Here is a 22,537-nt window from a genome sequence, read left to right as displayed (position 1 = left end):
GCGTAATATTATTTGAGTAAGCGAGCGCGGAACTGGCGTCCCTTCATCTTACCGTTGGCAATTTTATTCAGCGCTTTGTGGGCGATTTTCTTGTGCACGGCCACATAAGCACGCATCGGGAACAGGTTAATCTTGCCAATATGCTCCGCGGTCAGTTCGCCATCACTGGTCAGTGCGCCAAGAATATCACCGGGACGCACCTTATCTTTCTTACCACCGTCAATCTGAATGGTCACCATGTTAGCGGCGTAAGGACGCGCGCCTGCAGCAGGTTGCGGCAAGGTTGAAGGTTCAATCGCGATGTCCATGTACTCATCAATTTGCGCTACACGGTAGCTCTCGTTGTCACTAAAGAAGCTAAACGCTAAGCCTTTACTTCCCGCACGACCAGTACGCCCGATGCGATGTACATGCACTTCAGGATCGCGTGACAAATCGTAGTTAAACACCGCATCAAGGTTATCCACATCCAGACCGCGAGCCGCGACATCAGTCGCGACCAGAATAGAAATACTCTTATTAGCAAACTGCACTAGAGCTTGGTCACGCTCACGCTGCTCCATATCACCATGCAGTTCAATCACGCTAAAACCGCTTTGATGCAGGGCATCGGCAACATTTTGTACTTCACGTTTAGTGTTACAGAACACCACCGAAGAAGTCGGTTGATGGTGCAAGAGCAACGTTTCCAGAGCCTCATCACGCGCAGCACTGCCTTCTACTTTGTAGAAGTATTGACGAATGCTTGAAGTATCGTGGGTCGCCTCGACTTTAATCATCAGCGCATTGCGAGTCACGCTTTGCGCAATCTGCTCAATGCTCGCGGGGTAAGTGGCACTAAACAGCAAGGTTTGACGCTCGGCTGGCGCGGCAGCAATGATCGCCTCCAGCGCTTCTTGGAAACCCATTTCTAACATGCGATCCGCTTCATCCAACACCAAGGTATTGAGCTCACTCAGATCGATACGATCCTTACTCAAATGATCCAAAATCCGTCCCGGCGTTCCAACCAAGATATGTGCGCCATGCTCAAGGGATCCGATCTGCGGCCCCATTGGCATACCGCCACACAGCGTCAACACTTTGATATTGTGGATAGCACGCCCTAGCGTACGAATATCGGTCGCGACTTGATCGGCCAACTCACGTGTTGGACACAGCACCAAGGCTTGTACACGAAAGCGCTTCACATTGAGGTTGGATAGTACCCCAAGACCAAACGCAGCGGTTTTACCGGAGCCTGTTTTGCCTTGGCCAATCACATCCTGCCCTTTAAGGATCGCAGGAAGAGATTGCGCCTGAATCGGAGTCATTGTGGCAAACCCCATGGTTTCAAGGTTAGCGAGAAGTTCAGGCTTCAGATTCAAAGCAGCAAAAGAGTTGGCGTTCAAGGGGTGTCCTCAGAGTGACGAAAAAAGAAGCGCTATTATCGTTATTTTGCGCCCGAGCTCCAGTGAATATTGATTTAAATTTTCTTGTTTGCCCTTAACCTTTGTTAACGCTGGTTTTTGCGCAGCCTGCTACAGTACTGCTATTCCTATCCGCCCATACCCAAATGACTTGCCGTTTCAGCTTCTCATAGGAAGTGGATAGATTTCATATTTAAGGAGATAAAGATGATCAACTGGCAATGTATCCCTTTTTGCCAATTAACCACCCAACAGCTGTACGAACTACTCAAACTGCGTGTCGATGTTTTTGTGGTCGAGCAGACCTGCCCCTACCCGGAATTGGATAACAAAGATACACTCAACGAAGTGCATCACCTGCTGGGTTATCAAGATGGAGAGCTCGTCGCTTGCGCACGTCTACTGCCTGCCGGGGTGAGCTATCCTAGTGTTAGCCTTGGCCGTGTGGCGACTAAGGCCAGTGCACGTGGCAATGGCTTAGGACACCAACTATTGCAAACGGCACTTGAGCAGTGTCAAAACTTATGGCCACAACAATCGATTGAAATTGGTGCACAGGAGCATCTGCGCGAGTTTTATGCTCGCTATGGCTTTGTCGCAACCTCAGAAACCTATCTAGAAGATGGCATTCCTCACATTGATATGAAAAGAGCCTAACCATGAACCCTGTAGCGTTAGCTGTTTGGCTACTGGTTCTGGGCAATTTGGCGGCTTCGCTCTCTGATGTGGCAGTCAAAATGCTGCAAGGTGAAGTCGTACCTTTTCAATATATGTTCTTGCGCCAACTCTTTGCTTTTGCTCTCATCTGGCCCGTGTGGCGAAAACAGCCCAAAGTCTTACGTCAACTGCATGATCCTAAAGTCACCCTAATCCGCGCTCATTTAGTGCTACTGGGCGCTGGCTGTATGGTGGTCGCGATTTCGTATTTACCCTTAGCCACCGCCAATGCCGTGTTTTACGCCGCGCCACTATTGATGCTGCCTCTCTCAATTCTGTTTCTGAAAGAGAGACCAAGCCGCGGCAAGATTATCGCAACCGTCACCGGCTTTCTTGGGGTACTGATTGTCTTGCGCCCATCGCAATTTCATTGGGCAGCCCTGTTTGCCTTGGGTACGGCATGTTCGTTGGCACTCTTTAACCTACTCGCTCGCACCATTCCTGAGCGCCAACCTGTCGTGACCACACTCATGTGGACCACACTTTTTTCACTGCCCATTTCCGGCTTACTGGCGGCCGCCTATTGGCAGCCGCTCAGCTTATCTCAGTGGTTATGGATTGCTGCAAGTTCTGGATTGATTTTGCTCTACAACGGTTTAGCCGTCACCGCGTATCAGAAAGCGCCAGCCAGTCAAATCGCACTGGCTGAGTATTCAGGATTGATCTTTGTTGCGGCTTTTGGCGCATTCTGGTTTGCTGAAATGCTGGACGCACTAACTTGGCTTGGGATCGGAATGATTATTCTGCCTCTGTTGCCTAGCGCATGGCTGGCAAAGTGGTGGGGATTACTTACTGCGCCCAAAGCCACCATCAGAGAGACGGAAGAACATCACTGATTGGTTATTACGTTCAAGCTGCAAAATGTCTAATTGACCGTTTTCCGCCAATTTAAAGCGGATCAGTTGACCGGCTTGGATTTGGCTCAGCGGTTTATCAGAACCTTCCACCTTAACCAGCGCATTAATGTCGGTGAGTGGTAGCTCGTTGTTACGAAACACCTGGGACAAAGTATCCCCCTGACGCACCACGTACTCTTGCCATGCCGAAGATTTAAGGGCAGTTTGCGCTTGCGTGCGTTGTTCACTCAAGCTTTGCGTATTGATCCCAACCTCAATCCGCTTTGACGTGGCAGGAGTTTCAGCTGCCACTTCTTGCTTGTCCGGCAAAGGGATCACCATCAATACCAACACAGTTGGCGTGAGCACCATCAAGCCACGACGATGAAAAGGAGGCAAGCGCAACCATAACGCATGCAGTTGTTGGCGATAGCGTGGCCAATCCAATTGCTGCCAATAATTCTGCACTTTGGCCAGATAATCAGTTTGCTGCGGCTTCTTGTGGCGGCGGTTCATGTTCAAAGTCCTTTAATTACTTGCCCACAGTATAAAAATTCATGAGGTTAGAGTATAGAGTCGAGTGACATGAAAGCCAAAGCTTGACACAAACTTGAAGTTTTTCGCTGAACTTTCTGCGACAAGTCACACCGAACGGATAGCAACGATTGGGCGCTAAACGTTTCATCACTCTACCTAACCTGCTATTCTGTCGCCTTTATTGAACGACCAAGAGTGACTTTTATGTCTGAAGTAAAATTTGAAACCGTAGAACAGAAAGCAAGCTACGGCATTGGCCTACAAATGGGTCAACAGTTGGCAGGTAGTGGCCTTGAAGGCCTAAACGTAGCGGCGATTGCTGCGGGTATCGCCACCGCTCTTGTTGGCGAGCAGCCAGCGATTTCTGTTGATGAGATCAACCAAGCTCTACATGCGATTCATATGCGTGCAGAAGAAGCCCGCCAAGAAGCCGCTAAAGTGGCCGCTTCTGAAGGTGAAGCTTTCCTGAAAGATAATGCTCTACGTCCAGAAGTGACGGTTCTTGAGTCAGGCCTGCAGTACGAAGTACTGGTTGAAGGTAATGGCGCAATCCCAACATCCGATAAGTCTGTTCGCGTACACTACCACGGCCAACTGGTTGATGGCACTGTGTTTGATAGCTCAGTATCACGCGGCCAACCTGCTGAATTCCCGGTGACTGGCGTGATCCGCGGTTGGGTTGAAGCTCTGCAACTGATGCCTGTTGGCTCGAAGTGGAAACTCTACATTCCACACAACCTTGCTTATGGCGAGCGTGGCGCAGGCGCAGCGATTCCTCCATTTGCAGCGTTAGTGTTTGAAGTCGAACTGCTGGATATCCTGTAAGTTTCTCTTTCGCAATTATGTGACAAAGAGCGACCCACTGGGTCGCTCTTTTTTCATTAAACTATCTCACATCCAAGGTTTCGATCTGAACCTTTGAACCGAATAAGAAAATACGTTATGCGCCATTTATGGAGAGTGATCATGCACTATCGTTTTACTGCCTTACTTATTTCGACGCTCGCCAGCACATCCGCTCTGGCTTTCCCTGACCTCAAATCTTTAGGTTCAAACGACCTCGCTGGATTAGTTGGTGAAACCCTCTCCCAATCCAAAGCAACACAAGAGTTATTGACTCAATTTACCAGTCAATTTCCTCTTTCACCGCAACAAGCGGGAGGTGGCGTAGCGACCTTGCTTGCGCAGGCTCAAAACAACCTAAATGCCGATCAAAAAAGCGAGTTGCTCCAATTAATCCCAAACCTTAATGATTTGAATGGTCTTATCCCAAATCAAAACCTCAGCACGATTTTGCAACGCAAAGAAGTGAACCAAGCCTTTAATACATTAGGACTGGATGCCAGCATGGTTGAACAGTTCGTACCTGTTTTGATGCAATACCTGACTCAGCAAGGTGCGAGTCAAGACCTATTGGCGTCATTAGGTAAGCTATGGCAGTAATGCCATGCCCACTATCGATATACAGTGTGAAATCGAGATACAGTGAGAAAAAGCACAACACCTACGCTTCACACCCAGATAAAGCAGAAAATAGAAATAAAAAAGCCGGGCTAGCCCGGCTCTTTTATTGCATGACGAACTGATTACTCAGCAGCAGCTTCAACAGCAGCTTCTGGGCGATCAACCAGCTCAATGTATGCCATTGGAGCTTTGTCACCTGCACGGAAACCACACTTCAGAATACGAGTGTAGCCGCCTTGACGTGCAGCGAAACGTGGACCTAGTTCGTTAAACAGTTTTGCTACCACTTCGTTATCACGAGTGCGAGCAAATGCTAGACGACGGTTAGCAACACTGTCAGTCTTAGCTAGTGTAATCAAAGGCTCAACGACGCGACGCAGCTCTTTCGCTTTTGGCAAAGTAGTCTTGATAACTTCATGACGTACTAGAGAGCTAGCCATGTTGCTGAACATCGCTTTGCGATGACTGCTGTTGCGGTTGAGTTGACGACCACTCTTACGATGGCGCATGACCTAATCCTTCTAACTAATATCGATTAATCTTCAGCGATTGACGCTGGTGGCCAGTTTTCTAGACGCATGCCCAGAGACAGACCACGTGATGCAAGCACGTCTTTAATCTCTGTAAGAGACTTCTTACCGAGGTTTGGCGTTTTAAGAAGCTCAACCTCAGTGCGCTGTACCAGATCACCGATGTAGTGAATCGCTTCTGCTTTCAGACAGTTAGCAGAGCGAACTGTTAGTTCAAGATCGTCTACAGGACGCAGTAGGATCGGATCGAATTCTGGCTTCTCTTCCTTCTCCTCAGGTACACGTACATCACGAAGATCTACGAACGCATCCAATTGCTCAGCAAGAATTGTTGCTGCGCGACGGATTGCTTCCTCAGGCTCAAGAGTACCGTTAGTTTCCATATCGATAACAAGCTTGTCCAAGTCAGTACGCTGTTCAACACGAGCTGCTTCAACAGAGTAGGCAATTTTGTCTACTGGGCTGAAAGTCGCGTCAACAAGCAAACGACCAATTGGACGCTCATCTTCTTCAGTATGGATACGGGCAGAAGCTGGAACATAACCACGACCACGTTCTACTTTGATACGCATAGCGATCGCAGCATTGTCAGAGGTTAAATGACAAATAACGTGTTCAGGGTTTACGATCTCTACATCACCGTCATGGGTGATGTCACCTGCAACCACAGGGCCCGAGCCTGATTTGTTCAGTGTAATGAACACTTCATCTTTGCCTTCGGCAACGCGAACAGCCAGACCTTTCAGGTTCAAGAGAATCTCAAGGATATCTTCCTGAACACCTTCTTTGGTGCTGTACTCGTGAAGAACGCCTTCAATCTCTACTTCAGTCACAGCACAACCTGGCATTGAAGATAGAAGAATACGGCGAAGTGCATTACCCAGAGTATGGCCGAAACCACGCTCTAACGGCTCAAGAGTTACTTTTGCGTGTGTCGTGCTGATTTGTTCGATATCAACAAGACGTGGCTTAAGAAATTCTGTTACAGAACCCTGCATTGTGTCCTCTCTTTAGTTTAAACCTTACTTAGAGTAAAGCTCGACGATCAATTGTTCGTTGATGTCAGCAGACAGATCGGAACGCTCAGGCATACGCTTGAAAGTACCTTCCATCGTGTTTACATCGACTTCAATCCAAGTTGGTTTTTCGCGTTGTTCAGCAACTTCTAGAGCTGCTTTGATGCGAGATTGCTTTTTCGCTTTCTCACGAACTGCAACAACGTCGTTTGCCGCAACATTGAAAGAAGGAACGTTTACTACTTTACCGTTTACTAGGATAGCTTTGTGGCTAACCAGCTGACGTGCTTCAGCGCGAGTTGCACCAAAACCCATACGGTAAACTACGTTATCCAGACGACCTTCCAGAAGCTGAAGCAGGTTTTCACCTGTGTTGCCTTTCAGGCGAGCAGCTTCTTTGTAGTAGTTACGGAATTGTTTTTCTAAAACGCCATAAATACGACGAACTTTTTGCTTCTCACGAAGCTGAACGCCATACTCAGACAGACGACCGCGACGAGCGCCGTGTACGCCTGGTGCGTTATCAATTTTACACTTGGTATCAATCGCACGAACGCCTGACTTAAGGAACAAGTCAGTACCTTCGCGGCGGCTAAGCTTCAGCTTAGGACCCAAATATCTTGCCATGATCTTTCTCCAATCTTCCTAGAAACGTTAAACGCGACGTTTCTTCGGTGGACGACAACCGTTATGAGGGATTGGTGTAGCATCAACGATGTTCGTGATACGGAAACCAGCTGCATTCAGAGCGCGAACAGTAGATTCACGACCTGGACCAGGACCCTTAACCATAACCTCTAGGTTCTTTAGGCCGTATTCTTTAGCCATTTCAGCACAACGCTCAGCAGCAACCTGTGCAGCGAACGGAGTAGACTTACGAGAACCGCGGAAACCAGAACCACCAGCAGTTGCCCAAGCAAGAGCATTACCTTGACGGTCCGTAATGGTTACGATTGTGTTGTTGAAAGATGCGTGGATATGCGCTACGCCATCAGCAACTTGCTTGCGTACACGCTTACGTGCGCGAGTTGGTTGTTTAGCCATTGTACTCTACCCTTCCCGATTATTTCTTGATCGGCTTACGCGGACCCTTACGGGTGCGAGCGTTGGTTTTAGTACGCTGTCCACGTAGTGGTAGACTGCGACGATGACGAAGACCACGGTAACAACCAAGATCCATTAGGCGCTTGATGTTCATGGAAACTTCACGACGTAGATCACCCTCTACAGTGTACTTAGCTACACCATCACGCAGTTGATCGATCTGCTCTTCAGTTAGTTCACTGATCTTAACACTTTCAGCAATACCCAAGTCAGCTAGAATAGCTTTTGAACGAGTTTTACCGATACCGTAGATCGCAGTTAAAGCGATTACAGCGTGTTTATGATCAGGAATGTTAATGCCTGCTATACGGGCCACTATGCACTCCTAGTACTTTCATCAAAGAATTACCCGCAACAAAGCCCGTCGAGGATACGTTGCGGTATACTACTTCTTTTGCACGCAAAAGGTAGGCCGAGGAATATACTCGACACTACCTTAATTTTCAAGTAAAAAATTTCTGCTAATTAGCCTTGGCGCTGCTTGTGCTTTGGCTCACTGCAAATCACGCGAACGACACCGTTACGCTTGATAACTTTACAGTTACGGCAGATTTTTTTAACGGAAGCACGAACTTTCATTGCTAAACTCCGTAAATCTATCTGAACTGCCTGCCGTATTAACGGCCGTAGCCTTTCAGATTTGCTTTTTTCAACACAGACTCATATTGATGAGACATCAAATGGGTCTGTACCTGTGCCATAAAGTCCATGATCACGACAACTACAATCAGTAGTGATGTGCCGCCAAAGTAGAAACGTACGTTCCACGCGACCATCATGAACTCAGGGATCAGACAGATAAAAGTAATATACAGTGCACCAGCAAGGGTTAAACGTGTCATTACTTTATCGATATATTTCGCTGTCTGTTCACCTGGGCGGATACCGGGTACGAATGCACCAGACTTCTTCAAGTTATCTGCCGTTTCACGCGGGTTAAACACCAACGCGGTATAGAAGAAACAGAAGAAGATAATCGCCGCTGCATAAAGCATTACATACAGGGGCTGGCCTGGGCTCAAAGCTAAAGACACATCAGTTAGCCAACCGAATGTGCTGCTTTCACCGTTCTGACCAAACCACTGCGCCAATGTTCCTGGGAACAGGATAATGCTTGACGCAAAAATCGCAGGAATCACACCAGCCATGTTGATTTTCAACGGCAAGTGAGTGCTTTGAGCTGCGAACACTTTACGACCTTGTTGACGCTTCGCGTAGTTAACAACGATGCGACGTTGACCACGCTCCATGAAAACAACGAAGTAAATCACAGCAAAAGCGAGCACTGCGATTAACAGCAGAAGAAGTACATGCAGTTCACCTTGACGCGCTTGCTCGATTGTTTGACCGATTGCTGAAGGCAACCCAGCAACAATACCTGCGAAAATCAGTATCGAAATACCGTTTCCAATTCCACGCTCTGTAATTTGTTCACCTAACCACATTAGGAACATGGTACCAGTTACTAAACTCACGGTCGCAATCAGGGTAAACATGGTTTGGTCGATAACAACCAGATTGTTGACCATGCTTGGTAAGCCTGTTGCAATACCAATTGCTTGGAATGTTGCAAGTACAAGCGTGCCGTAGCGCGTATATTGGCTGATCTTACGACGGCCTGCTTCACCCTCTTTCTTGAGTTCCGCTAACGCTGGATGAACTACTGTTAGCAACTGGACAACAATTGACGCCGAAATATACGGCATGATGCCCAGTGCTAAAATAGATGCACGCTCAAGAGCACCACCGGAGAACATGTTAAACATTTCTACGATGGTACCTTTTTGCTGTTCGAACAATTCGGCAAGTACAGCAGCGTCAATACCAGGAATCGGCACAAAAGAGCCGGCTCGGAATACTAAAAGTGCACCAATTACGAAGAATAAGCGCGACTTCAGTTCACTTAAGCCGCTCTGAGCACTACGAAAATCTTGTCCTGGTTTTCTAGCCATCTGTACCTCAATCCTCGAGATTATTCCTCGATTTTACCGCCTGCAGCTTCGATTGCAGCTTTAGCGCCTTTAGTCACGCGCAGACCTTTTACAGTCACTGCTTTGTTGATCTCGCCAGAAAGAACGATTTTTGCAAACTCGATGTTTTTAGTAACGAGGTTTGCGGCTTTCAGAGCATTAAGATCAACTACGTCACCGGTTACTTTCGCCAATTCAGACAGACGAACTTCAGCAGACACAAAGCTCTTACGAGAAGTGAAGCCGAATTTTGGTAGACGTTGTTTCAGAGGCATTTGACCGCCTTCAAAACCTGGACGTACTTTGCCGCCAGAACGTGACTTTTGACCTTTGTGACCACGGCCACCTGTTTTACCAAGGCCTGAACCGACACCACGACCTAAACGCTTTGGAGCATGTTTAGAACCCGCAGCCGGTGATAGAGTATTCAATAGCATTATGATTACTCCTCAACTTTAACCATGTAGTAAACCTTGTTGATCATGCCACGAACACATGGCGTATCTTCAAGTTCTACTGTGTGGTTGATTTTACGAAGACCTAAACCGCGCAGTGTAGCTTTGTGCTTTGGCAGGCGACCAATTGAGCTTTTAGTTTGAGTTACTTTAATAGTTGCCATGTGTTCTTACTCCGAAATCGCTTCAACAGTTAGACCACGTTTAGCAGCAACCATTTCTGGTGACTTAACGTCTACTAGCGCATCAATCGTTGCACGAACGATGTTGATTGGGTTAGTAGAACCGTACGCTTTAGACAAAACGTTGTGTACACCAGCAACTTCAAGTACTGCACGCATCGCACCACCTGCGATTACACCAGTACCTTCTGCAGCAGGCTGCATGTAAACTTTAGAGCCCGAATGGCGACCTTTCACTGGGTGGTGAAGAGTTCCTTCGTTCAGCGCGATCGTAACCATGCTACGACGTGCTTTTTCCATTGCTTTTTGGATCGCAGCAGGTACTTCACGGGCTTTACCGTAACCGAAACCTACACGACCGTTACCGTCACCAACTACAGTCAGTGCAGTAAAGCTCATGATTCGACCACCTTTAACCGTTTTAGAAACACGGTTAACTGCGATTAATTTTTCTTGCAAATCATTCGCTTGAACTTGTTGTTCTTTAGCCATCTTCCAACCCTACCTTAGAATTTCAGACCAGCTTCGCGAGCAGAATCTGCTAGCGCTGCTACTCGACCGTGGTATTGGAAACCAGAACGATCAAACGCAACTACAGTTACGCCTTTTTCAAGTGCGCGCTCTGCAACAGCTTTACCCACTGCTTTCGCTGCATCGATGTTACCGGTGTATTTCACTTGCTCACGGATCGCTTTTTCTACAGTAGAAGCGGCGGCGATAACCTCAGAGCCATTAGCTGCAATCACTTGTGCGTACACGTGACGAGGAGTACGGTGTACTACTAGGCGAGTTGCACCCAGTTCTGCAATCTTACGACGTGCACGTGTAGCACGACGGATGCGAGATGCTTTCTTATCCATAGTGTTACCTTACTTCTTCTTAGCTTCTTTACTACGCACATTTTCATCTGCGTAACGAATACCTTTGCCTTTGTATGGCTCAGGCGCGCGGTAAGAACGAATGTCAGCCGCAACCTGACCAACAAGTTGTTTGTCACAACCAGTCAGTACGATTTCAGTTTGGCTTGGACATTCAGCTTTAATACCCTCTGGCAGTTCATGCTCAACAGGGTGGGAGAAACCCAGAGTCAGGCCAACAGCGTTGCCTTTCATAGCAGCACGGTAACCAACACCCTTCAGAACGAGTTTCTTAGTAAAGCCTTCAGTAACACCAACAACCATGTTCTTAACTAGAGCACGTGCAGTACCTGCTTGTGCCCATGCATTGGCTACGCCTTCACGTGGGCCAAAAGTCAGTTGGTTGTCTTCTTGTGCGATCACTACGCCTTTGTGGAAAACGCGAGAAAGTTCGCCTTTAGCACCTTTGATAGTGATCTCTTGGCCGTTCAGTTTCACCTCTACGCCAGCTGGAATAGCGACAGGTGCTTTAGCAACACGAGACATGTTCTACTCCTTAATTATGCTACGTAGCAAATGATTTCACCGCCAAGACCTGCTTTGCGAGCAGCGCGATCTGACATCAGACCCTTGGAAGTGGAAACGACAGCAACGCCTAGACCACCCATTACAGATGGCAGCTCACCTTTCTTCTTGTAAACACGAAGACCTGGACGAGATACGCGTTTGATTTGCTCGATTACTGGTTTTGCTTGGAAATACTTAAGAGTGATTTCCAGTTCTGCTTTCACTTCGCCTTCAACAGCGAAATCAGCGATATAACCTTCTGCTTTCAGAAGTGCAGCAATTGCAACTTTCAGCTTTGAAGAAGGCATTTTTACAGCAACTTTGTTTGCTGCCTGACCGTTACGAATGCGGGTCAGCATATCCGAAATCGGATCTTGCATGCTCATAAACTTTACTCCAAATGATTAAGTGGCAATTACCAGCTAGCCTTACGAAGTCCTGGAATCTCGCCTTTCATGCAAGCTTCACGAACTTTAATACGGCTTAGACCGAACTTACGTAGGAAACCGTGTGGGCGACCAGTTTGGTTGCAACGGTTACGCTGACGAGAACGACTTGAATCACGTGGAAGAGATTGCAGTTTAAGAACCGCGTTCCAACGATCTTCTTCAGATGCGTTTACATCGCTGATGATAGCTTTCAGAGTTGCACGCTTTTCAGCGAACTGAGCTACCAGCTTCGCACGTTTTTCTTCACGTGCTTTCATTGATTGTTTAGCCATAACAGTAACCCTTCACCTTACTTACGGAATGGGAAGTTAAAGGCAGCCAGCAGAGCACGGCCTTCCTCATCGGTACCAGCGGTAGTCGTGATAGTGATATCAAGACCGCGTACACGATCGACTTTATCGTAGTCGATTTCCGGAAAGATGATTTGCTCGCGAACGCCCATGCTGTAGTTACCGCGACCGTCAAAAGACTTGCCGTTAACACCGCGGAAGTCACGTACACGTGGTAGAGCGATAGAAATCAAACGCTCCAAGAAATCCCACATGCGCTCGCCACGCAAGGTTACTTTACAACCAATTGGGTAGCCTTCACGAATTTTGAAACCAGCTACAGATTTGCGCGCTTTAGTGATCAGTGGCTTTTGGCCAGAGATGATCGCCATATCAGACGCTGCATTTTCAAGTAGTTTCTTATCGTTGATTGCTTCACCAACGCCCATATTGAGGGTGATTTTCTCAATTCTAGGGACTTGCATGACGCTTGTGTAACTGAACTGTTTGGTCAGCTCAGCGACTACAGACGACTTGTAGTAATCATGCAGTTTCGCCATAGTAGAACTCCAAATTACTTCTAATTAGTTAGAAACGATTTCGTTGTTAGATTTAAAGAAACGAACTTTCTTACCATCTTCGAAACGGAAACCGATGCGGTCTGCTTTACCAGTTTTTGCGTTGAAAATCGCAATGTTAGAAACGTCGATCGCTGCTTCTTGCTCAACGATGCCACCTTGGACACCCATTGCAGGAACAGGTTTCTGATGTTTCTTAACTAGATTGATACCTTCAACGATAACTTTACCAGTTGCCAGAACCTTAGTTACTTTACCTTTCTTGCCTTTGTCTTTCCCAGCAAGAACGATTACTTCGTCATTTTGACGGATTTTAGCTGCCATTGTTGCCGCTCCTTACAGAACTTCTGGAGCCAGTGATACAATCTTCATGAATTTCGCATTACGAAGTTCACGAGTCACTGGACCAAAGATACGTGTACCGATAGGTTGCTCACTGTTGTTGTTCAACAGAACGCAAGCATTACGGTCGAAGCGAATGACAGAACCGTCTGGACGACGTACGCCTTTACGGGTGCGAACTACCACCGCCTTTAATACATCACCTTTCTTTACTTTACCGCGAGGAATTGCTTCCTTAACGGTAACTTTGATGATGTCGCCAACGTGGGCGTAACGACGGTGAGAGCCACCCAGAACCTTAATACACATTACGCTGCGAGCGCCTGAGTTATCAGCTGCATCCAGCATAGTTTGCATTTGGATCATGTTAGTGCTCCGCTAAATATTAAAAAAACTAGACCCATCTCGGGTCGGGCTGCCTCTTTAAAGGGACGCGAATTGTACCACCCTTTTTTTTGATTGGGTAGTCAAAAAACAAGCGGCTCCAAAAATAATTGGAGCCGCCTGATTTGCGAGAAAAAGTGGAGATTAGATCTTCGCTTTTTCTACAATTTTCACCAGAGTCCAAGACTTAGTCTTAGACAATGGACGACATTCACGAATTTCAACGGTGTCGCCAATGCCACACTCGTTGTTTTCGTCATGTGCGTGTACTTTAGTCGTGCGCTTAACGAATTTACCGTAGATAGGGTGCTTCACCATGCGCTCGATAGCAACAACGATAGACTTGTCCATCTTGTCGCTAACAACACGACCTAGTTGAGTACGAATTTTGTCGCTCATTATGCGCCTGCCTTCTCAGTCAAAACAGTTTTCACACGTGCGATATCACGGCGTACAGCTTTCAGAGTATGAGTCTGCTGTAGTTGACCAGTTGCAGCTTGCATGCGCAAGTTGAACTGCTCTTTCAGCAAATTCAGTAGCTCAGAGTTCAGCTCTTCAACGCTCTTTTCGCGTAGATCTTGTGCTTTCATCACATCACCTGCTTAGTTACAAATGTAGTCTTGAATGGCAGTTTGCGAGCCGCTAGGCGGAACGCTTCACGTGCCAATTCTTCAGGTACACCATCAACTTCGTACATAACCTTACCAGGTTGGATCAGGGCTACCCAGTACTCAACGTTACCTTTACCCTTACCTTGACGAACTTCTAGTGGTTTTTCAGTGATTGGTTTGTCTGGGAACACACGGATCCAGATTTTACCTTGACGCTTGATATGACGCGTCATAGCACGACGTGCTGCTTCGATTTGACGAGCAGTCAGACGACCACGGCCAATAGCTTTAAGACCAAAAGAGCCGAAGCTTACTTCAGTGCCTTTCGCGAGACCACGGTTACGACCAGTCTGAACCTTACGGAACTTAGTACGTTTAGGTTGTAGCATCTGTCGACTCCTTACTTACGGCCTTTACGCTGCTTCTTCGGCTTGTCAGCCTTTGGCTCTGCAGCTTCAGTTGCTGCTGGCATACCGCCCAGGATCTCACCTTTGAAGATCCAGACTTTAACGCCGATTACACCGTAGGTGGTGTGAGCCGAAGAAGTTGCGTAATCAATGTCAGCACGCAGAGTGTGTAGAGGTACGCGACCTTCACGGTACCACTCTGAACGAGCGATTTCAGCGCCGCCTAAACGACCGCTTACTTCCACTTTGATACCTTTAGCGCCTAGGCGCATTGCGTTTTGTACTGCGCGCTTCATAGCACGACGGAACATTACGCGACGCTCTAGTTGAGACGCGATGCTATCAGCCACAAGCTGACCATCCAGCTCAGGCTTACGTACTTCAGCGATGTTGATTTGCGCTGGTACGCCAGCAATTTTTGCTACTGCTGCACGCAGTTTTTCAACGTCTTCGCCTTTCTTACCGATAACAACGCCTGGACGAGCAGTGTGAATAGTCACACGGATGCTTTTCGCAGGACGCTCGATAACGATGCGTGACAGAGACGCGTTTGCCAATTCCTTAGACAGGTATTGACGTACCTTGAAGTCGCCGTCTAGGTTGTCAGCGAAATCTTTGGTGTTAGCAAACCATGTAGCATTCCAAGGCTTAACGATGCCTAGACGAATACCATTTGGATGTACTTTCTGACCCATTGCTTACTCTCCTAGTCTCTTAGCGATCTGCGACAACCACAGTAATGTGGCTTGAACGCTTCAAGATACGATCCGCACGGCCTTTAGCACGAGGCATAATACGCTTCATGACTGGGCCCTCATCTACGAAGATTTTAGCGACACGTAGATCGTCGATGTCTGCACCTTCGTTGTGCTCTGCGTTCGCGATTGCAGATTCCAGAACTTTCTTAACCAGTTCAGCCGCTTTTTTGTTGCTGAAAGTCAGAAGTTCTAGCGCTTGATCCACAGATTTACCGCGGATTTGGTCTGCAACTAAGCGAGCTTTCTGAGGAGAAATACGAGCAAAGTTATGTTTAGCGATAGCTTCCATTATTTACCCCTTATTTCTTCTTAGCTTTCTTATCCGCAGCGTGACCGCGGTAAGTACGAGTAGGTGCAAATTCGCCCAATTTGTGACCGATCATCTCGTCAGTTACGAAAACTGGAACGTGTTGACGACCATTATGGACAGCGATGGTCAAACCGATCATTGTTGGAATGATCATTGAACGACGGGACCAAGTCTTAATAGGCTTTTTGTCTCCGCTTTCCACCGCTTTCTCTACCTTCTTCAGCAAGTGTAGGTCAATAAATGGACCTTTCTTGAGAGAACGTGGCATGGCTTATCCTCTTAAATAGATTACTTATTACGACGACGTACGATGTACTTGTCAGTGCGTTTGTTACTACGTGTCTTGTAGCCTTTGGTTGGAACGCCCCAAGGAGATACTGGGTGACGACCACCAGAAGTACGGCCTTCACCACCACCGTGTGGGTGATCAACCGGGTTCATTACCACACCGCGAACGGTTGGACGAACACCACGCCAGCGCGCTGCACCAGCTTTGCCTAGTTCACGCAGCATGTGCTCAGCATTGCCTACTTCACCGATAGTTGCACGGCCTTCAGACAGCACTTTACGCATTTCACCAGAACGTAGACGGATAGTTACATATGAACCGTCACGAGCTACTAGTTGCGCGTACGCACCAGCAGAACGAGCCAGCTGTGCACCTTTTCCTGGAGTCAATTCAACGTTGTGGATAGTTGAACCAACTGGGATGTTGCGCATCGGCATTGCGTTACCCGCTTTGATCGGCGCATCTGGGCCAGATTGGATAACGTCACCAGCACGCAGGCCTTTCGGTGCAATGATGTAACGACGCTCACCGTCTGCGTACAGAACGAGAGCGATGTTTGCGCTACGGTTTGGATCGTATTCTAGACGCTCAACTTTCGCTGGGATACCGTCTTTAGTACGTTTGAAGTCAACCAAACGGTAGTGTTGCTTGTGGCCACCACCGATGTGACGTACTGTGATACGACCGTTGTTGTTACGACCACCGTTCTTAGAGTTTTTCTCTAGAAGAGGTGCGTATGGCTTACCCTTGTGCAGGTCAGCGTTAACAACTTTAACAACGTGACGACGACCAGCCGAAGTCGGCTTACATTTAACAATAGCCATTTTTCAACTACTCCTGTTATTCCGCGCCGCCAACGAAGTCAAGATCTTGACCTTCATTCAAAGTCACGTACGCTTTTTTCACGTCTGAACGACGGCCTTGGCGCAGACCTTGACGCTTGGTCTTACCCTTGATGATCAGGGTATTTACAGACTTAACTTCAACTTCAAATAGCTTTTCTACAGCTGCTTTGATCTCTTTCTTAGTGGCATCTTTTGCTACTTTGAAAACGATAGTGTTCGATTTCTCAGCAGACATAGTTGCTTTTTCAGAGATGTGCGGAGCACGTAGAACTTTTAGTAGACGCTCTTCACGGATCATGCCAGCATCTCCTCAACTTGCTTAACTGCAGCAGCAGTCATTAGAACCTTGTCAAATGCGATCAGGCTTACTGGGTCGATACCAGTTACGTCACGCACGTCAACTTTGTACAGGTTACGCGCAGCTAAGAACAGATTTTCGTCTACTTCGCCAGTAACGATGAGAACATCGTTCAGCTCAAGTTCTTTTAGCTTAGCTACCAGAGCTTTGGTCTTTGGAGCTTCAACTGAGAAGTTTTCAACAACGATCAAACGCTCTTGACGAACTAGCTCAGACAGAATGCTCTTCATAGCACCACGGTACATTTTCTTGTTTACTTTTTGGCTGTGATCTTGTGGTTTCGCAGCAAAAGTAACACCACCTGTACGCCAGATTGGGCTACGGATTGTACCAGCACGTGCACGGCCAGTACCTTTTTGACGCCATGGCTTAGCGCCACCGCCAGAAACTTCTGAACGTGTCTTTTGAGCACGAGTACCTTGACGAGCACCTGCTGCATAAGCAACAACTACTTGGTGTACAAGAGCTTCGTTGAACTCACGTCCGAAAGTAGTTTCGGAAACAGTTAGTGCGTTAGCACCTTTAACCATCAATTCCATTACTTACTCCTAGACGTTACGCTTTAACAGCTGGTTTGACGATCACGTTACCGCCAGTTGCGCCTGGGACTGCACCTTTAATCAGAAGCAGATTGCGCTCAGCGTCAACACGTACGATCTCTAGGTTTTGAGTCGTTACACGCTCAGCACCCATGTGACCTGCCATTTTTTTGCCTTTGAACACGCGACCTGGAGTTTGACATTGGCCAATTGAACCAGGAGCACGGTGAGACAATGAGTTACCGTGAGTCATATCTTGAGTGCGGAAGTTCCAGCGCTTAACAGCACCTTGGAAACCTTTACCCTTAGATGTACCAGTAACGTCTACTTTTTTTACTTCGTTGAACAGTTCAACAGTCAGTTCTGAACCTACTGCAAACTCTTCACCGTTTTCCAAACGGAATTCCCAAAGACCACGACCAGCTTCTACACCCGCTTTCGCGAAGTGACCAGCTTCTGGCTTAGTAACACGGTTAGCTTTCTTAGTACCAGTAGTGACTTGGATTGCAGCGTAGCCATCAGTTTCAAGAGTTTTCACTTGAGAAACGCGGTTTGCTTCAACTTCAACAACAGTTACTGGGATAGAAACGCCGTCTTCAGTAAATACGCGGGTCATGCCCACTTTACGACCGATTAGACCAATCATTCTTCTAATCTCCCTTAACCTAGGCTAATTTGTACGTCAACGCCCGCAGCAAGGTCTAGACGCATCAGAGCATCAACAGTTTTGTCTGTTGGTTCAACGATGTCGATTAGACGTTTGTGAGTACGGATTTCGTACTGATCACGAGCATCTTTGTTAACGTGTGGAGAGATAAGAACAGTGAAACGCTCTTTACGAGTTGGCAGTGGGATTGGACCACGAACCTGTGCGCCAGTGCGCTTAGCTGTTTCAACGATTTCCGCTGTAGAAGCATCGATCAGTTTGTAATCGAAAGCTTTCAGGCGGATACGGATACGTTGGTTCTGCATGAGACAGAGCTCCAATATTAAAAAATTACACAAACAATATCGCCACTCAAACTCGATAAGACGAGAGAATGCCGATTGATTTATGTGAAACCGTAGCATCCAAGATTAGGACGCATTGTCAGCTAATAGGTGATTAACCTGAACTATCGCAAGATAGTAGAAAGCTAAATTTTTATTAACTGCGAACATAAGCTGAGTATACATTACCTGACCTATCAATAAGATGGGACAGCTCCTCACTGCTCATTGGTTCACAACTGGCTAAACCAGTGCCGGGCATTATACCGATCACAGTTTCAGTTGCAAGGTATGTTTGAAAAATAAACGGAATTAAATCTCTGTTAACGATAACGTCACTGGAGTGTTTATACATGCGCCAAACAATCACGACCGCTAAATGCAGTGGTTTAGGGATGACAAGAAAAACGGGCACTCTCAAGTGCCCGTTTACTATGATGGAATGATTGAGCTTACCGATTCGCCATACGCTGGCGTACTGCTTCAAATAAACAGACCCCACAAGCTACAGACACGTTTAGACTTGATACGCTGCCTGCCATCGGGATTTTAATCAAATCATCACAGGTTTCACGCGTTAAACGACGCATGCCATCGCCTTCTGCGCCCATTACAATCGCCAGCGGCCCGGTCAGTTTGCTTTGGTAAATGTCGTGAGTCGCTTCGCCTGCTGTCCCTACAAACCAGACACCTTTTTCTTGTAGTGCGCGCATGGTACGCGCCAAGTTAGTGACGCGCACGAGCGGTACCGTTTCCGCCGCGCCACACGCCACTTTACTGACAGTTGCGGTCAGTGGTGCTGATTTGTCTTTGGGAACAATGACTGCCGCCACACCTGCCGCATCGGCATTACGCAGGCAAGCCCCGAGGTTGTGCGGATCAGTTACTCCATCTAGCACCAACAGCAATGGCTGTTCATGCTGAGCGAGAATATCGTCAAGATCATTTTCATTGAGTTGACGAGCGGGTTTAACACGGGCAATCAGTCCTTGATGGTTTGCGCCTTCCGCTTTGTCATCCAGCGCTTTACGGCTCATCTCTTGAATTGAAACACCAAGGCGCATCAGTTCGTTGAGCACAGGTAGCAGGCGATCATCCTGACGACCTTTTAGCACATACGCTTCGACAAAACGCGCGGGATCGCGTTGCAATACCGCGTTCACTGCGTGGATGCCATAAATCAATTCGTTACTCATGTTTTACCTATTTGGTTTTGTCTCGTGCTTTGCTGGTTTTCTTACGAGCTTGGTCTTTACGTTTTTTCGGCGCTTTGGTCTTTTTCGGCTTAGCCCGACCTTCACCCTCTGGGTGACGTGTTGCTTCTGCCTGTGGTTTAGCCTGTAATTTCACCGGTGCTTTACCGCGGCCGCCTTTGGTTGCAGCCTCTTTTTTACCTTGCGCTTTCGCTCTGGCTTCTTCGGCTCGTTTCTTCGCCGTTTTACCTTGGCCGCGTAGCTTACGACTTGTTTCAACCAATTCAAAGTCAATTTGACGATCGTCCAAGTTTACCGCTAGCACTTTTACTTTCACCGCATCGCCAAGGCGGTAGATGGCACCAAAGCTTTCACCAACCAGACGTTGACCAATTGGGTCATAATGGTAGTAATCGTTGGCCAGAGTGGAAATGTGCACCAGACCGTCGATATGCAGCTCAGTGAGACGGACAAAGAAGCCGAAACTGGTGACGTTCGCGACGACGCCTTCTAATTCTTCACCCACATGATCTTGCATGTACTCGCATTTGAGCCAGTCTGCGACTTCGCGTGTGGCATCATCAGCGCGGCGCTCAGTCATGGAGCACTGCTCACCGTAGAAGTCCATGTCATCGAAGGAGTAGTGATAGCCACCGGTTGGAGTCCAACGGTCTTGGTTGCGCCCTTCTTGCTTCGCGATCAAATACTTGATCGCGCGATGCAGCAGCAAATCCGGGTAACGACGGATTGGCGACGTAAAGTGTGCGTAACGTTTCAACGCCAAGCCAAAGTGACCCGCGTTATTCGCGTTATACACCGCTTGTTTCATCGAGCGCAGCAACATGGTTTGGATAAGCTCTTTATCTGGACGTTCACCAATTTGCTTCATTAAATTGGCGTAGTCGGTCGGTGATGGCTCAAGGCCACCGGAGAGATCGAGCCCCAATTCACCGAGGAAATCACGGAAGCCAGTGAGACGCTCTTCACCTGGTGGCTCATGGACACGGTACAACGCCGCTTCTTTGGCTTTTTCGACCAAAGAGGCTGAGGCGATGTTGGCGAGGATCATACACTCTTCAATTAGCTTATGTGCATCGTTACGTACAACAGGCTCAATGCTTTCAATCTTGCGCTGAGCATTGAAGATGAATTTGGTTTCAACGGTTTCAAACTCAATCGCGCCACGCTCATCGCGTGCACTTTTCAGCACCTGATACATTTTGTGCAACTCTTCAAGATGAGGAACCAGCGCTTTATAACGCTCACGCAGTTCTTCATCTCCTTCGAGGATTTCATGCACTTTGGTGTAAGTCAGGCGAGCGTGCGAGTTCATTACCGCTTCGTAATGCTTGTAGCCCGAGAGCTTACCCGTTTCCGATACGGTCATTTCACACACCATGCACAAGCGATCCACTTGTGGGTTGAGTGAACAGAGGCCGTTCGACAGCACTTCCGGCAACATTGGGACAACTTGCGATGGGAAATAGACCGAGTTACCGCGGTTGATCGCTTCTTTATCCAGCGCGGTATCGGGACGTACGTAATAGCTCACGTCGGCAATCGCGACCCATAAACGCCAGCCACCGCCTTTTTTCGCTTCACAATAGACAGCGTCATCGAAATCTCGAGCATCCTCGCCATCGATCGTGACTAATGGCAAAGCACGTAGATCGACACGACCTTGCTTGGCTTCTTCAGGCACTTCCTCGGTCAATCCCGCTACTTGCTGCTCAACTTCTGCGGGCCATTCATGGGGAATTTGGTGAGTACGAATCGCAATTTGCGTTTCCATACCCGGGGCCATGTTTTCACCCAACACTTCAACGACTTTACCCATCATGCCGCGGTTACGCGTGCCACGGTCGGTAATTTCAATCACGACCACGTTGCCCATGCGAGCGCCAGCACGTAAGTCATTGGGGATCAGAATGTCATGGTGAATGCGTGAGTCATCCGGCACCACGTACGAATAGCCGTATTCAAAGAAGAAACGCCCGACAATTTGGCCATTACGCTCTTCGAGAATGCGTACTAAGCGCCCTTCTTTACGGCCACGTTTATCAGTACCGCTCGGCTGCACTAAGACAAAATCACCATGGATCAGCGTACGCATCTGGTGGTGGGGCAATAAAATATCGCCTTCTTTGTTTAAGCTTCCTTCTGGACGAACCCAGCCGTGGCCGTCTTTGTGGCCAATCACATAGCCTTTCACCATTTCCAGCTTTTCTGGCAAGGCATAGCATTGACGGCGCGTGAACACCAGTTGGCCATCTCGTTCCATTGCCCGCAGGCGACGACGCAACCCTTCATATTGCTCTTCGCCTTCTAGTTTGAGGGCTTCGAACAGATCGTTGCGATTCATGGGAACATTGGCTTGGGTTAAAAATTCGAGAATGTACTCACGACTCGGAATTGGATTGTCATAATTGTCGGCTTCGCGATCAGCGAAAGGATCAAGATGTGTGGTATCAGACATAGGCAGACCTGCTTATCTAGGAAGGTGTTAGTTATATCCTACTGCTTTGTCACTACGAACAACTAATGACAACGCACAGAACTCTTTCATCATTC

At 47.8% G+C, this 22,537-nt stretch carries 36 protein-coding genes; 4 read left to right on the top strand and 32 right to left on the bottom strand.

The features are described from left to right. Positions 1-8: 8 nt before the first annotated feature. On the bottom strand, positions 9-1,391 hold the full coding sequence (gene dbpA, locus CEQ48_RS06200) for an ATP-dependent RNA helicase DbpA (protein WP_000993354.1): 1,383 nt from the start codon (positions 1,389-1,391) through the stop codon (positions 9-11). A gap of 225 nt (positions 1,392-1,616) precedes the next feature. On the opposite strand from dbpA, the gene CEQ48_RS06195 reads away from it, so the two are divergent. Together CEQ48_RS06195 and CEQ48_RS06190 are read left to right on the top strand one after the other, a co-directional pair. Further along, positions 1,617-2,066, top strand: coding sequence for a GNAT family N-acetyltransferase (locus CEQ48_RS06195; protein WP_000611535.1), 450 nt, complete (start codon positions 1,617-1,619; stop codon positions 2,064-2,066). 2 nt (positions 2,067-2,068) lie between these two features. Further along, positions 2,069-2,962 carry a DMT family transporter gene (locus CEQ48_RS06190; RefSeq protein WP_089070645.1) on the top strand — a complete coding sequence of 298 codons (894 nt, stop codon included), beginning with the start codon at positions 2,069-2,071 and terminating at the stop codon, positions 2,960-2,962. On the opposite strand, the gene CEQ48_RS06185 is transcribed toward CEQ48_RS06190, so the two are convergent. Next, entirely contained in the window at positions 2,912-3,478 is a 567-nt protein-coding gene (locus tag CEQ48_RS06185; protein WP_181715079.1) for an OapA family protein, read from the bottom strand. The two genes, CEQ48_RS06190 and CEQ48_RS06185, sit on opposite strands and share 51 nt — an antisense overlap. Positions 3,479-3,703: 225 nt before the next feature. Between CEQ48_RS06185 and bamJ the strand changes: the two genes are divergently transcribed. Then, complete coding sequence (gene bamJ, locus CEQ48_RS06180) at positions 3,704-4,324, top strand: BamJ family beta-barrel-assembly machinery protein (protein ID WP_000005601.1); 621 nt, start codon at positions 3,704-3,706, stop codon at positions 4,322-4,324. A 141-nt stretch (positions 4,325-4,465) separates the two neighbouring features. After that, a complete protein-coding gene (locus CEQ48_RS06175; RefSeq protein ID WP_000559325.1) occupies positions 4,466-4,942 on the top strand; it encodes a DUF2780 domain-containing protein in 477 nt (158 codons plus the stop codon). A 143-nt stretch (positions 4,943-5,085) separates the two neighbouring features. Here the strand turns inward: CEQ48_RS06175 and rplQ are convergent, their stop codons facing one another. The 30 genes from rplQ to rnr form a co-directional block, all read right to left on the bottom strand. Beyond that, positions 5,086-5,472, bottom strand: a complete 387-nt coding sequence (rplQ, locus tag CEQ48_RS06170) for a 50S ribosomal protein L17 (protein ID WP_001216360.1) — start codon at positions 5,470-5,472, stop codon at positions 5,086-5,088. Between the two features lie 26 nt (positions 5,473-5,498). After that, complete coding sequence (locus CEQ48_RS06165) at positions 5,499-6,491, bottom strand: DNA-directed RNA polymerase subunit alpha (RefSeq protein ID WP_001162087.1); 993 nt, start codon at positions 6,489-6,491, stop codon at positions 5,499-5,501. Positions 6,492-6,515: 24 nt separating this feature from the next. Continuing rightward, positions 6,516-7,136, bottom strand: coding sequence for a 30S ribosomal protein S4 (rpsD, locus tag CEQ48_RS06160; RefSeq protein WP_000135216.1), 621 nt, complete (start codon positions 7,134-7,136; stop codon positions 6,516-6,518). A gap of 27 nt (positions 7,137-7,163) precedes the next feature. After that, a complete protein-coding gene (gene rpsK, locus CEQ48_RS06155) occupies positions 7,164-7,553 on the bottom strand; it encodes a 30S ribosomal protein S11 (RefSeq protein ID WP_001118870.1) in 390 nt (129 codons plus the stop codon). Between the two features lie 19 nt (positions 7,554-7,572). Then, the gene (gene rpsM / locus CEQ48_RS06150; RefSeq protein ID WP_000090771.1) at positions 7,573-7,929 is read right to left on the bottom strand and encodes a 30S ribosomal protein S13; all 357 of its coding nucleotides are present in this window, start codon (positions 7,927-7,929) and stop codon (positions 7,573-7,575) included. Between the two features lie 149 nt (positions 7,930-8,078). After that, complete coding sequence (rpmJ, locus tag CEQ48_RS06145) at positions 8,079-8,192, bottom strand: 50S ribosomal protein L36 (protein WP_000868186.1); 114 nt, start codon at positions 8,190-8,192, stop codon at positions 8,079-8,081. Between the two features lie 38 nt (positions 8,193-8,230). Further along, positions 8,231-9,565: a preprotein translocase subunit SecY gene (gene secY / locus CEQ48_RS06140; protein ID WP_089070643.1), complete on the bottom strand. Its 1,335-nt coding sequence runs from the start codon at positions 9,563-9,565 to the stop codon at positions 8,231-8,233. A gap of 20 nt (positions 9,566-9,585) precedes the next feature. Beyond that, positions 9,586-10,020, bottom strand: coding sequence for a 50S ribosomal protein L15 (gene rplO, locus CEQ48_RS06135; protein WP_000926115.1), 435 nt, complete (start codon positions 10,018-10,020; stop codon positions 9,586-9,588). 5 nt (positions 10,021-10,025) lie between these two features. Further along, a complete protein-coding gene (gene rpmD, locus CEQ48_RS06130) occupies positions 10,026-10,202 on the bottom strand; it encodes a 50S ribosomal protein L30 (RefSeq protein WP_000201159.1) in 177 nt (58 codons plus the stop codon). 6 nt (positions 10,203-10,208) lie between these two features. Further along, positions 10,209-10,712: a 30S ribosomal protein S5 gene (gene rpsE, locus CEQ48_RS06125; RefSeq protein WP_001040926.1), complete on the bottom strand. Its 504-nt coding sequence runs from the start codon at positions 10,710-10,712 to the stop codon at positions 10,209-10,211. 14 nt (positions 10,713-10,726) lie between these two features. Further along, complete coding sequence (gene rplR, locus CEQ48_RS06120; RefSeq protein ID WP_000358092.1) at positions 10,727-11,080, bottom strand: 50S ribosomal protein L18; 354 nt, start codon at positions 11,078-11,080, stop codon at positions 10,727-10,729. Positions 11,081-11,089: 9 nt separating this feature from the next. Continuing rightward, positions 11,090-11,623, bottom strand: a complete 534-nt coding sequence (rplF, locus tag CEQ48_RS06115) for a 50S ribosomal protein L6 (RefSeq protein ID WP_000091926.1) — start codon at positions 11,621-11,623, stop codon at positions 11,090-11,092. A 14-nt stretch (positions 11,624-11,637) separates the two neighbouring features. Next, positions 11,638-12,030 carry a 30S ribosomal protein S8 gene (gene rpsH, locus CEQ48_RS06110; protein ID WP_089070642.1) on the bottom strand — a complete coding sequence of 131 codons (393 nt, stop codon included), beginning with the start codon at positions 12,028-12,030 and terminating at the stop codon, positions 11,638-11,640. Between the two features lie 29 nt (positions 12,031-12,059). Next, positions 12,060-12,365 (bottom strand): 30S ribosomal protein S14, encoded by a 306-nt coding sequence (gene rpsN / locus CEQ48_RS06105; protein ID WP_001118926.1) that lies wholly within the window; start codon positions 12,363-12,365, stop codon positions 12,060-12,062. A gap of 17 nt (positions 12,366-12,382) precedes the next feature. After that, positions 12,383-12,922: a 50S ribosomal protein L5 gene (gene rplE / locus CEQ48_RS06100; protein ID WP_001096208.1), complete on the bottom strand. Its 540-nt coding sequence runs from the start codon at positions 12,920-12,922 to the stop codon at positions 12,383-12,385. A gap of 24 nt (positions 12,923-12,946) precedes the next feature. After that, entirely contained in the window at positions 12,947-13,264 is a 318-nt protein-coding gene (gene rplX, locus CEQ48_RS06095) for a 50S ribosomal protein L24 (RefSeq protein ID WP_000729178.1), read from the bottom strand. Between the two features lie 12 nt (positions 13,265-13,276). Further along, positions 13,277-13,648, bottom strand: a complete 372-nt coding sequence (gene rplN / locus CEQ48_RS06090; protein WP_000615540.1) for a 50S ribosomal protein L14 — start codon at positions 13,646-13,648, stop codon at positions 13,277-13,279. Between the two features lie 162 nt (positions 13,649-13,810). Next, a complete protein-coding gene (gene rpsQ / locus CEQ48_RS06085) occupies positions 13,811-14,065 on the bottom strand; it encodes a 30S ribosomal protein S17 (RefSeq protein WP_001280802.1) in 255 nt (84 codons plus the stop codon). Beyond that, positions 14,065-14,256 (bottom strand): 50S ribosomal protein L29, encoded by a 192-nt coding sequence (gene rpmC / locus CEQ48_RS06080; protein ID WP_000647192.1) that lies wholly within the window; start codon positions 14,254-14,256, stop codon positions 14,065-14,067. The genes rpsQ and rpmC overlap by 1 nt, the downstream gene beginning before the upstream one ends. After that, positions 14,256-14,666, bottom strand: coding sequence for a 50S ribosomal protein L16 (rplP, locus tag CEQ48_RS06075; RefSeq protein WP_089070641.1), 411 nt, complete (start codon positions 14,664-14,666; stop codon positions 14,256-14,258). The genes rpmC and rplP overlap by 1 nt, the downstream gene beginning before the upstream one ends. Before the next feature lie 11 nt (positions 14,667-14,677). Next, the gene (gene rpsC / locus CEQ48_RS06070; RefSeq protein WP_000529940.1) at positions 14,678-15,379 is read right to left on the bottom strand and encodes a 30S ribosomal protein S3; all 702 of its coding nucleotides are present in this window, start codon (positions 15,377-15,379) and stop codon (positions 14,678-14,680) included. Between the two features lie 19 nt (positions 15,380-15,398). After that, entirely contained in the window at positions 15,399-15,731 is a 333-nt protein-coding gene (gene rplV / locus CEQ48_RS06065; protein ID WP_000387269.1) for a 50S ribosomal protein L22, read from the bottom strand. 10 nt (positions 15,732-15,741) lie between these two features. Next, entirely contained in the window at positions 15,742-16,020 is a 279-nt protein-coding gene (rpsS, locus tag CEQ48_RS06060; protein WP_001138114.1) for a 30S ribosomal protein S19, read from the bottom strand. A gap of 20 nt (positions 16,021-16,040) precedes the next feature. After that, positions 16,041-16,865 carry a 50S ribosomal protein L2 gene (gene rplB / locus CEQ48_RS06055; RefSeq protein WP_055029222.1) on the bottom strand — a complete coding sequence of 275 codons (825 nt, stop codon included), beginning with the start codon at positions 16,863-16,865 and terminating at the stop codon, positions 16,041-16,043. A gap of 16 nt (positions 16,866-16,881) precedes the next feature. After that, the gene (gene rplW, locus CEQ48_RS06050) at positions 16,882-17,184 is read right to left on the bottom strand and encodes a 50S ribosomal protein L23 (protein ID WP_000617542.1); all 303 of its coding nucleotides are present in this window, start codon (positions 17,182-17,184) and stop codon (positions 16,882-16,884) included. Continuing rightward, positions 17,181-17,783, bottom strand: a complete 603-nt coding sequence (gene rplD / locus CEQ48_RS06045; RefSeq protein ID WP_000422344.1) for a 50S ribosomal protein L4 — start codon at positions 17,781-17,783, stop codon at positions 17,181-17,183. The genes rplW and rplD overlap by 4 nt, the downstream gene beginning before the upstream one ends. 16 nt (positions 17,784-17,799) lie before the next feature. After that, positions 17,800-18,429: a 50S ribosomal protein L3 gene (gene rplC, locus CEQ48_RS06040; RefSeq protein WP_000579664.1), complete on the bottom strand. Its 630-nt coding sequence runs from the start codon at positions 18,427-18,429 to the stop codon at positions 17,800-17,802. Positions 18,430-18,443: 14 nt separating this feature from the next. Beyond that, on the bottom strand, positions 18,444-18,755 hold the full coding sequence (rpsJ, locus tag CEQ48_RS06035; protein ID WP_001181007.1) for a 30S ribosomal protein S10: 312 nt from the start codon (positions 18,753-18,755) through the stop codon (positions 18,444-18,446). A 470-nt stretch (positions 18,756-19,225) separates the two neighbouring features. Continuing rightward, complete coding sequence (rlmB, locus tag CEQ48_RS06030; protein WP_000064142.1) at positions 19,226-19,969, bottom strand: 23S rRNA (guanosine(2251)-2'-O)-methyltransferase RlmB; 744 nt, start codon at positions 19,967-19,969, stop codon at positions 19,226-19,228. A 7-nt stretch (positions 19,970-19,976) separates the two neighbouring features. After that, entirely contained in the window at positions 19,977-22,442 is a 2,466-nt protein-coding gene (gene rnr / locus CEQ48_RS06025) for a ribonuclease R (RefSeq protein WP_089070640.1), read from the bottom strand. Between the last annotated feature and the right edge of the window lie 95 nt (positions 22,443-22,537).

The organism is Vibrio tarriae (assembly GCF_002216685.1).
GTDB lineage: Bacteria > Pseudomonadota > Gammaproteobacteria > Enterobacterales > Vibrionaceae > Vibrio > Vibrio tarriae.
The sequence above is the reverse complement of the archived record's forward strand: the minus strand, read 5'-3'. Positions and strand labels throughout refer to the sequence as shown.